Source organism: Streptomyces racemochromogenes (assembly GCF_044129415.1).
GTDB classification, from domain to species: domain Bacteria; phylum Actinomycetota; class Actinomycetes; order Streptomycetales; family Streptomycetaceae; genus Streptomyces; species Streptomyces racemochromogenes_A.
Genome location: NZ_JBBDHD010000013.1, coordinates 1 through 14,181 on the forward strand (window position 1 = coordinate 1; position 14,181 = coordinate 14,181).

At 74.0% G+C, this 14,181-nt stretch carries 15 protein-coding genes; 2 read left to right on the plus strand and 13 right to left on the minus strand.

The genetic code is table 11. The features are described 5' to 3' along the window. Positions 1 to 210: 210 nt before the first annotated feature. Positions 211 to 879 (plus strand): SAM-dependent methyltransferase, encoded by a 669-nt coding sequence (locus tag WDV06_RS07425; RefSeq protein WP_395508840.1) that lies wholly within the window; start codon positions 211 to 213, stop codon positions 877 to 879. Positions 880 to 921: 42 nt separating this feature from the next. Here WDV06_RS07425 and era read toward each other — a convergent pair whose 3' ends face one another. From era to WDV06_RS07440, 3 genes are all read right to left on the minus strand, one after another. After that, positions 922 to 1,872 carry a GTPase Era gene (era, locus tag WDV06_RS07430; RefSeq protein ID WP_079426822.1) on the minus strand — a complete coding sequence of 317 codons (951 nt, stop codon included), beginning with the start codon at positions 1,870 to 1,872 and terminating at the stop codon, positions 922 to 924. Between the two features lie 145 nt (positions 1,873 to 2,017). Then, on the minus strand, positions 2,018 to 3,079 hold the full coding sequence (locus tag WDV06_RS07435; RefSeq protein WP_395508841.1) for a WxL domain-containing protein: 1,062 nt from the start codon (positions 3,077 to 3,079) through the stop codon (positions 2,018 to 2,020). Positions 3,080 to 3,311: 232 nt separating this feature from the next. Continuing rightward, positions 3,312 to 4,301 (minus strand): GlxA family transcriptional regulator, encoded by a 990-nt coding sequence (locus tag WDV06_RS07440; RefSeq protein WP_395508842.1) that lies wholly within the window; start codon positions 4,299 to 4,301, stop codon positions 3,312 to 3,314. Positions 4,302 to 4,372: 71 nt separating this feature from the next. On the opposite strand from WDV06_RS07440, the gene WDV06_RS07445 reads away from it, so the two are divergent. Then, positions 4,373 to 5,686, plus strand: coding sequence for an MFS transporter (locus tag WDV06_RS07445; RefSeq protein ID WP_395508843.1), 1,314 nt, complete (start codon positions 4,373 to 4,375; stop codon positions 5,684 to 5,686). Positions 5,687 to 5,743: 57 nt separating this feature from the next. On the opposite strand, the gene WDV06_RS07450 is transcribed toward WDV06_RS07445, so the two are convergent. The 10 genes from WDV06_RS07450 to WDV06_RS07495 all read right to left on the minus strand — a co-directional run bounded on the left by WDV06_RS07450 (position 5,744) and on the right by WDV06_RS07495 (position 14,098). Next, positions 5,744 to 6,121 (minus strand): cytidine deaminase, encoded by a 378-nt coding sequence (locus tag WDV06_RS07450; RefSeq protein WP_395508844.1) that lies wholly within the window; start codon positions 6,119 to 6,121, stop codon positions 5,744 to 5,746. Between the two features lie 175 nt (positions 6,122 to 6,296). Next, positions 6,297 to 6,650, minus strand: coding sequence for an MmcQ/YjbR family DNA-binding protein (locus WDV06_RS07455; protein ID WP_395508845.1), 354 nt, complete (start codon positions 6,648 to 6,650; stop codon positions 6,297 to 6,299). Beyond that, positions 6,647 to 7,954 carry a hemolysin family protein gene (locus tag WDV06_RS07460; RefSeq protein WP_395508846.1) on the minus strand — a complete coding sequence of 436 codons (1,308 nt, stop codon included), beginning with the start codon at positions 7,952 to 7,954 and terminating at the stop codon, positions 6,647 to 6,649. Before WDV06_RS07460 ends, WDV06_RS07455 begins: the two co-directional genes overlap by 4 nt. Beyond that, a complete protein-coding gene (ybeY, locus tag WDV06_RS07465) occupies positions 7,951 to 8,448 on the minus strand; it encodes an rRNA maturation RNase YbeY (RefSeq protein ID WP_395508847.1) in 498 nt (165 codons plus the stop codon). Before ybeY ends, WDV06_RS07460 begins: the two co-directional genes overlap by 4 nt. A 13-nt stretch (positions 8,449 to 8,461) precedes the next feature. After that, entirely contained in the window at positions 8,462 to 9,523 is a 1,062-nt protein-coding gene (locus tag WDV06_RS07470) for a PhoH family protein (RefSeq protein ID WP_395508848.1), read from the minus strand. Between the two features lie 127 nt (positions 9,524 to 9,650). Beyond that, positions 9,651 to 10,748, minus strand: a complete 1,098-nt coding sequence (locus tag WDV06_RS07475; protein WP_395508849.1) for a carbohydrate kinase family protein — start codon at positions 10,746 to 10,748, stop codon at positions 9,651 to 9,653. 117 nt (positions 10,749 to 10,865) lie between these two features. Continuing rightward, a complete protein-coding gene (locus WDV06_RS07480) occupies positions 10,866 to 11,768 on the minus strand; it encodes a ribonuclease Z (RefSeq protein WP_395508850.1) in 903 nt (300 codons plus the stop codon). 6 nt (positions 11,769 to 11,774) lie between these two features. Continuing rightward, entirely contained in the window at positions 11,775 to 12,134 is a 360-nt protein-coding gene (locus WDV06_RS07485; RefSeq protein ID WP_395508851.1) for a histidine triad nucleotide-binding protein, read from the minus strand. 129 nt (positions 12,135 to 12,263) lie between these two features. After that, positions 12,264 to 13,010, minus strand: coding sequence for a 16S rRNA (uracil(1498)-N(3))-methyltransferase (locus tag WDV06_RS07490; protein ID WP_395508852.1), 747 nt, complete (start codon positions 13,008 to 13,010; stop codon positions 12,264 to 12,266). Continuing rightward, the gene (locus WDV06_RS07495) at positions 13,007 to 14,098 is read right to left on the minus strand and encodes a nitronate monooxygenase (RefSeq protein ID WP_395508853.1); all 1,092 of its coding nucleotides are present in this window, start codon (positions 14,096 to 14,098) and stop codon (positions 13,007 to 13,009) included. The genes WDV06_RS07490 and WDV06_RS07495 overlap by 4 nt, the downstream gene beginning before the upstream one ends. Positions 14,099 to 14,181 lie beyond the last annotated feature (83 nt).

The window sequence follows — 14,181 nt, forward strand, 5'->3', positions numbered from 1 at the left end:
GAGCGGGAGGGGGTGGTAGCGGTGGGGTTCGCTTGGGAGCCCCAACCCCGCCCGGCGGGGCGGGCGGGGGGGGCGGGGGCGGGCCGCGCCCCCCCCCGCCCCCCCCCCCCCCCGCCGCCTTTTTGCGGAAACGGCAAGAAGGATTGCCGGGGTCGCGGGAGGGGCCGGAGCATCGGCGGTGTCCGTACAGGCACCCACCGAGGAGACCCCGTGCCCACCCACTCCCCCGCCCACCACGAGCACGACCACGGCCACCGCGCCGAAGCGGCCGGCCAGGAGTTCTGGGACTCCCGCTACCGCGAGAGCGAGCGGATCTGGAGCGGCCGCCCCAATTCCGTCCTGGTCCGGGAGGTCGCGGACCTCGCCCCCGGCCGGGCCCTGGACCTCGGCTGCGGCGAGGGCGCCGACGCGGTCTGGCTGGCCGGGCGGGGCTGGACGGTGACCGGTACGGACATCTCGCCCGTGGCCCTGGAACGGGCGGCCGGGCACGCGGCCGAGGCGGGCCTGGCCGGCCGGATCGCCTTCGAGCGCCACGACCTCGGGGAGTCCTTCCCCGGCGGGGAGTTCGACCTCGTCGCGGCCTGCTTCCTGCACAGCCCGGGCGAGATGCCGCGCGAGCGGATCCTGCGCACGGCCGCCGCGGCCGTCGCCCCGGGCGGGGTGCTGCTGGTGGCCGGGCACGGCGGCCCGGCCCCGGGCGCCGAGAACCCGCATCCGGACCTGCACTTCCCCACCCCGCAGGAGGTGCTGGCCGGCCTGGAGCTGCCCGAGGACGGCTGGGAGGTACTGGTGTGCGCAGAGCACGAACGGGTCGGCGCGGAGGCCGACCGGCCCGGACACGGCTACGACAACACCCTCAAGCTCCGCCGGCTCGCCTGAGCCCCGAGCCCCCTGAGCCCGGATCCCTGGGGCCGCGCGGGATCAGAAGCCGAGCTTGCGCAGCTGCTTGGGGTCCCGCTGCCAGTCCTTGGCGACCTTCACGTGCAGGTCGAGGAAGACCGGCGTGCCGAGCAGCGCCTCGATGTGCTTGCGCGACTTCATGCCGACCTCCTTCAGGCGGGAGCCCTTGGGGCCGATGATGATGCCCTTCTGGCTGGGCCGCTCGATGTAGACGTTGGCGTGGATGTCGAGCAGCGGCCGGTCCGCGGGGCGGTTCTCCCGCGGGATCATCTCCTCGACCACGACCGCGATGGAGTGCGGGAGCTCGTCGCGGACGCCCTCCAGCGCGGCCTCGCGGATCAGCTCCGCGACCATCACCATCTCGGGCTCGTCGGTCAGGTCGCCCTCCGGGTAGAGCGGGGGGCTCTCCGGCAGCATCGGGGCGATCAGGTCGGCCAGCAGCTGGACCTGGTTGTCACCGACCGCCGACACGGGGACGATCTCGGCCCACTCGATGCCGAGCTCGGCGCCGAGCTGCTGGATGGCGATGAGCTGCTCGGCGAGCTGCTTGGACTCGACCAGGTCGGTCTTGGTGACGATGGCGATCTTCGGGGTCTTCTTGATCCCCGCGAGCTCCTTGGCGATGAACTTGTCGCCGGGGCCGAGCTTCTGGTCGGCGGGCAGGCAGAAGCCGATGACGTCGACCTCGGCCCAGGTGGTGCGCACGACGTCGTTGAGCCGCTCACCGAGCAGGGTGCGCGGCTTGTGCAGCCCGGGGGTGTCCACCAGCACCAGCTGGGCGTCGGGGCGGTGCACGATGCCGCGGACGGTGTGACGGGTGGTCTGGGGCCGGTTCGAGGTGATCGCGACCTTGGTGCCCACCAGCGCGTTGGTCAGGGTCGACTTGCCCGCGTTGGGGCGGCCGACGAAGCAGGCGAAGCCCGCGCGGTGCGGGGCGGTGGGCTCGGGGGAACGATCGCTCATACGGGCCATTCTCCCCGATGCCGCCCGGCCCGCCGACCAGACCGCCTCCGCGGGGGTACCTCGGCCCTCCCGCCTCCCGCTCACCGGGGCACGCCCCGCACCCCGTACGTGTGCTCCGCGCCCGTGCGCGCAGCGGCACCCGGCCCCGGCCCGGCTACGACAGGGTCAGCGTGAGGGACGCCCGGTACGCACCCGGCGGGGTGTACGCGGGTACCCGGAGGGCGACGGCCGCGTCGACCGTGAACCGCCCTCCCTCCCCCGTGGCCAGGACCGCCCCCTGCGCACCCACCACCCCCGCGTGGCCGGCTGCGCACCCGCCCCCGCACACGGGGGTCCACGACAGCGACGCTCCCGGGACCGGCGCCCCGTCCGCCCCCGTGAACTCCGTCAGCGTGCCCCGCAGCGTCCACCGCCCCGCCCCGGGCCCGCGCGTGTCGACCACCGCCACCGTCCCGATGCGCCCGGCGCCGCCACCCGCACCCCCGTACCCGATCGCGCCCAGCGTGATCGCCGCCCCGGCCTGCGTCATCGTCAGCGAGCCCGCCGCGGGGGCCGGCCCGACGACCGCGTACGCCTCCGGCCGCGCGCCCCGCGCCGCCGACCAGGCCCCGCCCTCGTACGCGACGACCCCCGTCGTCCCCCGGTCCGCCACCGCGAGCTCCACCGCGAACGCGCCCGACCGGTCGGCGGTGACCGTCACCCGGTCGGCCGTCTCGGCGGCGCCCGCGCGGCCCGCGACCGCCACCGCCGCCCCGGGCGTGAACCCCGCCCCGGTGATCCGGACCCGGGCGCCCGGCTCCCCCGACGAGGTGCCGAGGGCGAGGCCCCGCAGGTTCATGACGGGCCGCGGGACGGCGCTCAGCCGCGCCGCGACCGGCGCCGTCGGCGCCGCCACCCCGCAGGCGGCCCCCGCCAGTGCGTAGCCGCCCGGGCTGAGGGTGATCCCGCCGGCCCCGGTGACGACGAAGCTCCCCCGCATGACCGCGCCGGAACCGTCCACCGGCGCGACCGCCACCTCTCCGCTCTGGGCCCCGCCCAGCAGGACCCGCCCCGTCGGGGCGGGGAGGGCGCCTTCCGGCGGGGGTGCCAGGGGGGTCCGGTCCAGCCGGTAGGTCACCGTGACCGTGTCCCCCACGCGCGGCGCCGGGTCGTCCACCTCGATCAGGGCCGCCGTAGGCCCCTCGGCGGCCGGCAGGCAGCGGGTGGGGAACTCCACCCGCCCGGGAGGCGTTCCACCGTCGGCCGCCGCCGGCGCCCCCGGCGCTCCCCCTGCCGTGGCCACGAGCACGGCCACGCCCGCGACCGCCGCCCGGCCCCTCCCGCGCGCCCGTCTCCGCATCACCCGGCCCCCTCCCGCCGCCCCACCCGACCGAGGGCCCATTCACGGGCGGGTGGCCGGAGAAGTCAATGCACGGGCAGACCTGCCACTGCTCCACCGTCAGATGGCGTCAGGCCCCCGGCCCCGTCGCCCGGAACGTCCGCCGGTAGGCCGTCGGGCTCACGCCCAGCGCCGCCTGGACGTGCTTGCGCAGCGACTGGGCCGTTCCGAAGCCCGTCTCCCGGGCGACCGCCTCCATCGGCAGGTCCGTCCGCTCCAGCAGCTGCCGGGCCCGCTCCACCCGCCGGCCGGTGATCCACTCCCCCGGGCTGACCCCCGACTCCTGGCGGAAGCGGCGCGTGAAGGTCCGTACCGACACGGCCTCCTGGCGGGCGAGGTCGCTCAGCCGCAGCGGCTCGTGCAGCCGGTCCAGCACCCAGGCGCGCGCGGCCGTGGTGCTGGCCTGCTGCGGCTCGGGCACCGGCCGGCCGACGAACTGCGCCTGCCCGCCCTCCCGGTGGGGCGGCACGACGGTCCGACGGGCCGCCTCGTTGGCGACGGCCGCGCCGTGGTCGCGCCGCACGATGTGCAGGCACAGGTCGACCCCGGCGGCGACCCCGGCGGAGGTCAGCACGTCTCCGTCGTCGGTGTAGAGCACGTCCGCGTCGACCCGTACCGCCGGGAACAGCCGCTGGAAGTGCTCGGCGGAGGCCCAGTGGGTGGTGGCCGGGCGGCCGTCCAGGTACCCGGCGGCGGCCAGCACGTAGCCGCCGGTGCAGATGGAGACCAGGCGGGTGCCGGGCCGGATGTGGGCGAGGGCCGCCGCGAGCCCTTCGGTCAGCCGCCCCTCCTCGTAGACCGGCCCCAGCTCGTAGGAGGCGGGCACCACCACGGTGTCAGCCGTGGCGAGCAGCTCCGGTCCGTGCTCGACGTGGATGGCGAAGTCGGCGTCCGTACGGACTGGCCCGGCGGCGAGTCCGCAGGTCAGGGTCTCGTACAGGGGCCGCCCGCCGGGGCCCTTGGCGTAGCCGAAGATCCGGTGCGGAATGCCGAGTTCGAACGGCAGCAGCCCGGCGAGGGCGAGGATGACGACGCGGTGCGGCTTCTCGGCAGCGGTCATGGCCCGATCGTATCGAAGCATGTCAGTCAGGCCACTGTCGGGTGGGGACCTCCTGGCCGGAAGCTGTCGGGGTGACGCAGACAGCCCCCACCTCCGGCCGGCAGGACGCCGCCCTCCGCGCGCCCCGCGAGCCCGGCCGCATCCACCGGGCCTGGTTCGCCGCGGCCGTCGCCTTCGTGACGATCATCGGCGCCGCCGCCTTCGCCTCCCTCCCCGGACTGCTCATCGAGCCGCTGCATCAGGAGTTCGCCTGGTCGCGCGGCACCATCGGTTTCGCGGTCTCCGTCAACCTCGCCCTCTACGGGCTCACCGCGCCCTTCGCCGCCGCGCTGATGGACCGTTTCGGCATCCGCAGGGTCGTCGCCCTGGCCCTGACCGTGATCGCCGGCGGTTCGCTCGCCACGGTGTGGATGACCGCCTCCTGGCAGCTGGTGCTGTTCTGGGGGGTGCTGGTGGGCCTGGGCAGCGGTTCGATGGCGCTGGCCTTCGCGGCGACGGTGACCAACCGCTGGTTCACCGCCCGGCGCGGGCTGGTCACGGGCGTCCTGACCGCCGCCGGAGCCTCCGGGCAGCTGATCTTCCTGCCGCTGCTGTCCTGGCTGGTGGAGCACCACGGCTGGCGGCCGGCGTCGGTGACCGTGGCACTGGCGGCGCTGTCCGTCGTCCCCTTCGTCTGGCTGCTGCTGCGCGACCACCCGGCGGACGTGGGCCTCGCCCCGTACGGGGGCGCGTACGAGCCCAAGCCCGCGCCGGTGCGGGGAGCGGCCCGGCGAGCGGTGACCGTCCTCTTCCAGGCGGCCCGGACGGGACCGTTCTGGCTGCTGGCGGGCACCTTCGCGATCTGCGGGGCCTCGACGAACGGCCTGGTCCGGACCCACTTCACGCCGGCCGCCCACGACCACGGCATGCCGGTGACGGCCGCCGCCGGACTGCTCGCGGTGATCGGCGTGTTCGACGTGCTCGGCACCATCGCCTCCGGCTGGTTCACCGACCGGTTCGAGGCGCGCCGCCTGCTGGCGGTGTACTACGCCCTGCGCGGCATCTCGCTGCTGTTCCTGCCGGTGCTGCTGGCGCCCGCCGTGCACCCGCCGATGGTGTTCTTCATCGTCTTCTACGGGCTGGACTGGGTGGCGACCGTCCCGCCGACCATCGCCCTGTGCCGGGAGCACTACGGCCAGGACAGCGCGATCGTCTTCGGCTGGGTGCTGGCCTCGCACCAGGTGGGCGCGGCGGTCGTGGCCTTCCTCGGCGGGGTGGCCCGGGACGCGTTCGGCTCGTACGACCTGGTCTGGTACGCCTCGGGCGGTCTGTGCGCGCTGGCGGCGCTGATGGCGATGGTGATCCGGCGCCGGCCGGAGCGGGCCGCCGTCGCCGTCGCGGCCTGAGCCGCGGGCCCGCGCGTCGGCGCCGCCCGGCCCTCACCGGGCGGCGCCGAGCGGGTTTCAGGCCCCGGCGGGGGTGGTGGACTTCAGGGTGCCGTCCGGACCGGCGAGGAGGACCGGGGTGTCCGGGCCGCCGAGGTCGCGGACGGCCGCGCGGTCGGCCGCGGCGGGGGTGTCGGCCGCGCTGACCACGGCCGCGGCCTCCAGGGAGCGGGCACCGCTGGCCACCGCCATGGCGACGGCCGTCTGGAGCGCGCTGAGCTTGAGGGAGTCCAGCTCGACGGTGCCGGCGACGTAGGTGCGGCCGGTCTCGTCCCGTACCGCCGCCCCCTCCGGGACCCCGTTGCGGGCCCGGGCGCTGCGCGCCAGGGTGATGATCTTGCTGTCCTCGGGGTCGATCCCCGCTCCCACGCTGCTCTCGGTCATAGGCGAAAGCATAGGGAGCGCCCCGGCGGGGGCCTGCAACGACCCCGCCGGGGCGCGGTTCCCCCGTCACGCCTCCCCCCGGGGCGTAGGACAAACCTAAGCAGTCACCGACCGGGACCCTACGATCCGAAGGTCCCGAACCCTCATGACCTTGGACCCTAACCTTCGGCCAGGGGGTAGCCGGGACTCACGGCCGGTCGAGCCGCAGCCGCTGCTCCTTCGGCAGGCCCGCCACGACCAGGTCGTACGAGTCCTCCACCAGCTCGCGCACCAGCGCGTCCGGCAGTTCGCCCACGGTCACGGTGTTCCAGTGCCTCTTGTTCATGTGCCAGCCGGGAACGATCGCCGCGTGCTGCTCGCGCAGCCGCACCGCCGCCTCCGGCTCGCACTTGAGGTTGACCTTCAGCGGTACGCCGTCCAGGGCCGACAGCGCGAACATCTTGCCCAGCACCTTGAACACCGAGGTCTCGGGGGAGAAGGGGAACTCCTCCACCGCCGCGTTGAAGCCGAGACAGAACGCGCGCAGTTCCGCCGGGGTCACGATGCCTCCTCGATCTCGTCGGCCTCCGGAGCCACGGGCTCCACCAGCACCGTGACGATCTTGTTCCGGCGGCCGGCCGGGGATTCCGCCGTCAGCCGCAGCGGACGCCCGTCCGGCAGGTCCACCACCGCCGAGGCCCCCGCGATGGGCACCCGGCCCAGGGCCTTCGCCAGCAGCCCGCCGACCGTCTCCACGTCCTCGTCGTCGAAGGCCAGGGCCCCGAACAGCTCGCCGAGGTCGGTGATGTCCAGGCGCGCGGTGACCCGGTAGCGGTCGTCCCCGAGCTCCTCGACGGGCGGGGTCTCCCGGTCGTACTCGTCGGTGATCTCACCGACGATCTCCTCCAGGATGTCCTCGATGGTGACGATGCCGGCCGTGCCGCCGTACTCGTCGATGACGACGGCCACGTGGTTGCGCACCGACTGCATCTCGCGCAGCAGGTCGCCGGCGTTCTTGGTGTCGGGCACGAAGACCGCCGGCCGCATCACGGTCGAGACCAGGTCGGTCTCGGCCTCGCGGTTGATGTGCGTGCGCCGGACGAGGTCCTTGAGGTAGACGATGCCGACGATGTCGTCCTCGTTCTCCCCGGTGACCGGGATCCGGGAGAAGCCGGAGCGCAGGGCGAGGGTGGTCGCCTGGCGGATCGTCTTGTAGCGCTCGATGCAGACCAGGTCCGTGCGCGGAACCATCACCTCGCGGACGAGGGTGTCGCCGAGCTCGAAGACCGAGTGCACCATCCGGCGCTCGTCGTCCTCGATCAGCGACTCCGCCTCCGCGAGGTCCACCATCGCGCGCAGCTCGGCCTCGGAGGCGAAGGGCCCCTTGCGGAAGCCCTTGCCCGGGGTGAGGGCGTTGCCGATGAGGATCAGCAGCTGCGGGATCGGCCCCATGATCCGCGCCAGCGGGACGAGGACGTACGCGGCGGCCGTCGCGGTGTTCAGCGGGTGCTGGCGGCCGATCGTACGGGGGGACACCCCCACCGCGACGAACGAGACCAGCACCATCACGCCGATGGCCACCAGCAGCGCGGTCCAGTTCTCCCCGAACGCGTCCAGGCAGACGTACGTGACGAACACGCCCGCCGCCATCTCGCAGGTGACGCGCACCAGCAGGGCCACGTTGACGTAGCGGGTGGGGTCGCCGGCGACCTGGGCCAGCTTGGCGCTGCCGCGCCGGCCCTCCCGTACGGCCTGGTCGGCGCGGAAGCTGGAGACGCGGGCGATCCCGGACTCGGCGCACGCCGCGAACCAGGCCACCACCGTCAGCAGGACCGCCCCGGTGATCAGCTGGTAGGCGCCGGTCACGAGACGGTCGGGGCCGGGGAGGGACCGGTCAGGCCGCGCTCACCGCGCCAGCCGTCGACGATGGCCGCCTGGAGGCCGAACATCTCGGCCTTCTCGTCCGGCTCCTCGTGGTCGTACCCGAGCAGGTGCAGCACCCCGTGGACGGTCAGGAGCTGGAGCTCCTCGTCCATGGAGTGCTGCGTGGGGGCGTCCTGGCCCTGCTTCTTCGCCACCTCCGGGCACAGGACGATGTCGCCGAGGAGCCCCTGCGGGGGCTCCTCGTCGTCCTTCGACGGCGGACGCAGCTCGTCCATCGGGAAGGACATGACGTCGGTGGGTCCGGGCAGGTCCATCCACTGGATGTGGAGCTGCTCCATCGCCGCCTCGTCGACGACGATGACGGAGAGCTCGGAGAGCGGGTGGATCCGCATCCGGGCGAGCGCGTAGCGGGCAATGTCGAGGATCGCCTGCTCGTCGACTTCGGTTCCGGACTCGTTGTTGACGTCGATCGACATGGTGCGCTGGGTTCTACTTCCGCTGGTTGCCGTTCCGGGCGGGTCCGGTCTCCCGGGCCGCCCGGCTGTCGTCGTACTTCTCGTACGCGTCGACGATACGGCCGATCAGCTTGTGCCGGACGACATCCTCGGAGGTGAGCCGCGAGAAGTGGATGTCGGGGACCCCGTCGAGGATCTCCTGGACCTGGCGCAGACCGCTCCTGGTGCCGTTCGGGAGGTCGACCTGGGTGATGTCACCGGTGATGACGATCTTCGTGTCGAACCCGAGGCGGGTCAGGAACATCTTCATCTGCTCGGGGCTGGTGTTCTGCGCCTCGTCGAGGACGACGAAGGCGTCGTTCAGGGTCCGGCCCCTCATGTACGCCAGCGGGGCCACCTCGATGGTGCCGGCGGCCATCAGCCGGGGGATGGAGTCGGGGTCCATCATGTCGTGCAGGGCGTCGTAGAGCGGACGCAGGTAGGGGTCGATCTTGTCGAAGAGCGTGCCCGGCAGGAAGCCGAGCCGCTCCCCCGCCTCGACGGCGGGCCGGGTCAGGATGATGCGGCTGACCTGCTTGGACTGCAGGGCCTGCACGGCCTTGGCCATGGCGAGGTAGGTCTTTCCGGTACCGGCGGGGCCGATGCCGAAGACGATCGTGTTCTTGTCGATCGCGTCGACGTACCGCTTCTGGTTGAGGGTCTTGGGGCGGATGGTGCGGCCGCGGCTGGAGAGGATGTTCTGGGTGAGCACCTCGGCCGGCGTCTCCAGCGGGCGCCCCTGCGCGTCGCTGCCGTTCGCCTTGAGCATGGCGATCGAGCGTTCCACTGCGTCCTCCGTCATCGGCTGCCCGGTGCGGAGCACCAGCATCATCTCGTCGAACAGGCGCTGGATGAGCGCGACTTCCGCCGCCTCACCGACCGCGCTGACCTGGTTGCCCCGAACGTGGATGTCGGCCCTCGGGAAGGCCTTCTCGATCACGCGCAGCAGCGCGTCGCCCGAGCCGAGGACGGTCACCATCGGGTGCGTCGCCGGGACGGTGAAATGGGCTCGCGCCTGACCCGGTACGGGGCTGTGGGCTGTCGGTGTCTGAGTCATGGGCCGGCACTGTGGCCTGCGCATACCTCCCGCTGAGGGGCCGCGCCGATCGACGGCCTCCGGAGTACCAAGGGTACGTCCACCCCGGACCGTTCCCGAGGGGTTTTCCGGCCCGGGGCAGGGCTCCCTAGGCGGGGCTGCGGAAGCCGATGGTGGGGACGGCCCGGCGGCGGTAGCAGGGGACGGCGCCCGGCGGGACGAGGGCGTCCAGGAAGGCGTAGCGGCCCCGCAGCTCCTCGGGGGCGGTGCGCCACCAGTGGGCCACCTCGGCCCAGCCCGGGGCGGAGAGGGAGCCGCCGAACTCCTGCACCGAGAGGGCTGCGGTCAGGCCCGCGAAGGCCAGCCGGTCCGCCAGCGGCCAGCCCGCGAGGCTGCCGGTGACGAACCCGGCCACGTACACGTCCCCGGCGCCGGTGGGGTCCAGGGCCTCCACGGCGATCGCGGGGACCTCGGCCGTCTCCCCGGTCCGGGAGTCCACGGCGTAGGAGCCCTCGGAGCCCATGGTCACCACGGCGACCGGCACCTTCTCGGCCAGGGCCCGGGCCGCGGCGCGGGGGCAGTCGGTGCGGGTGTAGCGCATGGCCTCGCCGGCGTTGGGCAGGAAGGCCTCGCAGTGCTCCAGGTCGGTCAGGGAGCCGAGGTCCCAGCGGCCGGTGTCGTCCCAGCCGACGTCGGCGAAGATCCGCGAGCCGCGGCGGGCCGCCTCGCCGATCCAGTCCTCGCGGCGGCCGGCGGCCAGTGAGGCCACGGCGGCGCGGGCCCTGGGCGGACACCAGGGGAAGGGGCCGGGGCCGGCCGGGGGCGGGGCCTCGTGGCCGTGGGAGACCATCGTGCGCTCGCCCTCGTAGGCCATGGAGACGGTGACGGGGCTGTGCCAGCCGGGGACGGTGCGCGACATGGCCAGGTCGATGCCCTCGCCCTGCTCCAGGGCGTCCCAGCAGTACTCGCCGTAGTGGTCGTCGCCGAAGGCGGCGGCGAGGGAGGTGCGCAGGCCGAGGCGGGCCAGGGCGGTGGCCATGTTGGCGACGCCGCCGGGGCTGGAGCCCATGCCGCGCGCCCAGGACTCCGTGCCGCGGACGGGGGCGGAGTCGAGGCCGGTGAAGATGATGTCGAGGAAGACCGTGCCGGTCAGGAAGACGTCGCAGCCCGGCTCTTGGGGGTCGCGCAGCGGGCCCAGGGGGTCGAGGGTTCCGGGGCGGCTGATGCGGCTGGCCCGACTGGTCACGGTGTACTCCCCGTTGAGGTGTCGTTTCTGCGTTCGACTGGAGGGCTGCCAGGTTTGCCAGGGAACCCTGAAGCCAAACCCAGTGTGACGCACCTCACCTGAGCCGGCGCAACACCCCTAGCGCTTCGGGAGGGCCACCCGCGCCAGGTCCGCCGCGATGGTCAGCTCCCCCTCGAACCCGGCCCCGCGGGCCTCGCGTTCGAACTCAGAGGGGTCGGAGTACCGCTGCGAGAAGTGCGTCAGCACCAGGTGCCGGACCCCGGCGTCCCGCGCCACCACCGCCGCCTGTCCGGCGGTGAGGTGGCCGTGGTCCTCGGCCAGCGCCGCGTCCGCCCCGAGGAACGTGGACTCGATGACGAGCATGTCGCACCCCTCCGCCAGTTCGGTCACCCCCGGGCAGAGCCGGGTGTCCATGACGAAGGCGAACCGCTGCCCGGCCCGGTGCTCGCTGACCTCCTCCAGGGTGACCTCGCCCAGCCGCCCCTCGCGCTGGATCCGGCCGACGTCCGGACCCTTGATCCCGTACCGCGCGAGCAGCTCCGGCCGCATCCGGCGCCCGTCGGGCTCGGTCAGGCGGTAGCCGAAGGACTCCACCGGGTGCGAGAGGCGCCGCGCCTCCAGGACGTACGAGGGGCCGTGCGCCAGCACCCCGTCGTCCGCCACCGGCTCCTCCCGCAGCCGCACCGTCTCCCGGTAGGCGGTCGCGTACCGCAGCCGGTCGAAGAACTTCTGCCCGGAGGCCGGGTAGTGCGCGGTCACGGGGTGCGGGACCTGGTCGAGGTTGATCCGCTGGATCACCCCGGCCAGGCCCAGGCTGTGGTCACCGTGGAAATGGGTGACGCAGATCCGGTTGATGTCGTGCGCCGCGACCCCGGCCCGCAGCATCTGCCGCTGCGTGCCCTCGCCCGGGTCGAAGAGGATGCCCTCACCGTCCCAGCGCAGCAGGTAGCCGTTGTGGTTGCGGTGCCGCGTGGGTACCTGGCTGGCGGTGCCGAGGACCACGAACTCGCGTACGGACACGGACCGCTACCCGGGGGGCCACTGGAGGCCGCGGCCGCCCAGCACGTGCAGGTGGGCGTGGAAGACGGTCTGGCCCGCCCCGGCACCGGTGTTGAACACGACCCGGTAGCCGTGCTCGGCGATCTTCTCGTCGGCGGCGATCTCCCCGGCCTCACGCAGTATGTCGGCGATCACGCCCGGCTCGGCGGCGGCGAGGGAGGCCGCGTCCGGGTAGTGCACCTTCGGGATGACGAGCACGTGGGTCGGCGCCTGCGGGTTGATGTCCCGGAAGGCGAGGGTGGTCTCGGACTCCCGGACCACGGTCGCAGGGATCTTGCCCTCGACGATCTTGCAGAACAGGCAGTCCGCCTGCGGTTCCCCGGCCATGGCCGCGCCTCCCGTGATGGTGATCGGTCGGGGCATGCTACCGGCCCGGCCCCCGGAACGCCCCGCCGCCCGGGCGGGGTTCGACCTCCGCCCGGCAGCGGGCCGCGCGCGGCGACCGCCCCGCGGGCCCTACCCCCACCGCCCCGTGCGCGCCAGCAGGACCGCCGTGGCCGCCGTGCCCGCCGTCGAGGTGCGCAGGACCGACCGGCCCAGACGGTACGGGCGGGCGCCCGCCTCGGCGAAGACGGCCAGCTCCTCCGGGGAAACCCCGCCCTCGGGGCCGACCACCAGGACCACCGATCCCGACTCCGGCAGCGCGGCCGTCGCCAGCGGCTCCGAGGCCGCCTCGCGGTCCTCGTGGAGCACCATCGCCAGGTCGGCGGTCGCCAGCAGCGCGGCCACCTGCTTCGTGGACAGCGCCTCGCCCACCTCCGGGAACCGCACCCGGCGCGACTGCTTGCCCGACTCGCGGGCGGTGGCCCGCCACTTGGCCAGGGACTTGGCCCCGCGTTCGCCGCGCCACTGGGTGATGCACCGCGAGGCCTGCCACGGCACGATGGCGTCGACGCCGGTCTCCGTCATCGTCTCCACCGCGACCTCGCCCCGGTCGCCCTTCGGCAGCGCCTGCACCACCGTGATCCGCACGGCCGGCTCCGGCTCCTCGCGGATCTCGCGCAGGTCCGTGACCACCAGGCGGTCCTTGCCCTCGGCCGCCTTGACCACGCCCTCCGCCCAGCGGCCGCGCCCGTCGGTGAGGACCACGTCCTCACCCGGGGCCAGCCGCTTCACCGATACCGCGTGCCGCCCCTCGGGACCCTCCAGCACGAACTCCGGCCCCGCGGGGACCTCTTCGACCACGAACACGGGGGCCGTCATGACGCTCTCCTCATCTGCAACACCTTCAACGCGCTCTGCGCATCGGCCAGTTCGGCCGCCAACACCTCCACCAGCTCCCCGGCCGGCAGTGCCCGGGCCAGCCGGTGCCCCTGCCCCGCCCACAGCGCCATGCCCTGCGGGTCCCCGGCCGCGGCGGCCGCCGTGCGCAGCCCCGAGGTCATGTGGTGGACCTGGGGGTAGGCGGCCGGGGCGTAGGGGCCGTGCTCGCGCATGAAGCGGTTCACCAGGCCCCGCGCGGGCCGGCCCGAGAAGGCCCGGGTGAGCTCGGTGTGCGGGAACATCGGGTCGGTCAGGGCCTTCTTGTGCAGCGGGTGGGCGCCCGACTCCCGGCAGGCCAGGAAGGCCGTGCCGAGCTGCGCGGACTCCGCGCCCGCCGCGAGCAGCGCCGCGATCTGCGCGCCGCGCATCACCCCGCCCGCCGCGATGATCGGCAGGGCCACGGCCTCCCGTACCTGCGTGACCAGGGCGAGCAGGCCGACGCCCGCCGTGCCGTCGGTCTGCGGGTCGTCGCGGTGGGTGCCCTGGTGGCCGCCGGCCTCGACGCCCTGGACGCACACGGCGTCGGCGCCGGCCGCCTGGGCGGCGCGGGCCTCGTCGGCCGAGGTCACGGTGACGACCGTGTACGTGCCGACCGCCCGCAGCCGTGCGAGGGCGGCGGGGTCCGGGCAGCCGAAGGTGAAGGAGACGACCCGTACCGGGTCCTCCAGCAGGATGGCGAGCTTGGCGTCGTAGCCGTCGTCGCTGGTGCCGATGATGTCCTCCTCGGCGAGGGAGACCTCGTACCAGCTCGCCTCGCCTGCCAGCTGCCCGCGGTAGGCCTCGACGGCGGCGGGGTCGACGTAGCCGGTCTGCGGCAGGAGGAGGTTCACGCCGAAGGGGCGCCGGGTGAGCCCGCGCGTCTGCTTGATCTCCTGGTACATCCCGTCGGCGGTCTTGTAGCCGCCGGCCAGGAAGCCGAGCCCGCCCGCTTCGCACACGGCGGCGACGAGGGGCGGGCCGGAGACGCCGCCCGCCATGGGAGCCTGCACGATCGGGTACGGGTGGAGACCGTTCGGTGCGGAGGACATGGACTGCATCGTGCCATGTCCGGGTCACCGCGCCGAATCACGGCATTCGCCTGGCATAGTCCGCTTTCCCGGCCACTTTCCCG

Coding starts and splice junctions, on each gene's coding strand:
- WDV06_RS07450 (WP_395508844.1), bottom strand. CDS start 6,121: ATGCTTTCGCCTATGACCGAGAGCAGCGTGGGAGCGGGGATCGACCCC.
- WDV06_RS07495 (WP_395508853.1), bottom strand. CDS start 14,098: ATGTCCTCCGCACCGAACGGTCTCCACCCGTACCCGATCGTGCAGGCT.
- WDV06_RS07485 (WP_395508851.1), bottom strand. CDS start 12,134: ATGGCCGGGGAACCGCAGGCGGACTGCCTGTTCTGCAAGATCGTCGAG.
- WDV06_RS07470 (WP_395508848.1), bottom strand. CDS start 9,523: ATGACTCAGACACCGACAGCCCACAGCCCCGTACCGGGTCAGGCGCGA.
- WDV06_RS07440 (WP_395508842.1), bottom strand. CDS start 4,301: ATGACCGCTGCCGAGAAGCCGCACCGCGTCGTCATCCTCGCCCTCGCC.
- era (WP_079426822.1), bottom strand. CDS start 1,872: ATGGCCCGTATGAGCGATCGTTCCCCCGAGCCCACCGCCCCGCACCGC.
- WDV06_RS07490 (WP_395508852.1), bottom strand. CDS start 13,010: ATGACGGCCCCCGTGTTCGTGGTCGAAGAGGTCCCCGCGGGGCCGGAG.
- ybeY (WP_395508847.1), bottom strand. CDS start 8,448: ATGTCGATCGACGTCAACAACGAGTCCGGAACCGAAGTCGACGAGCAG.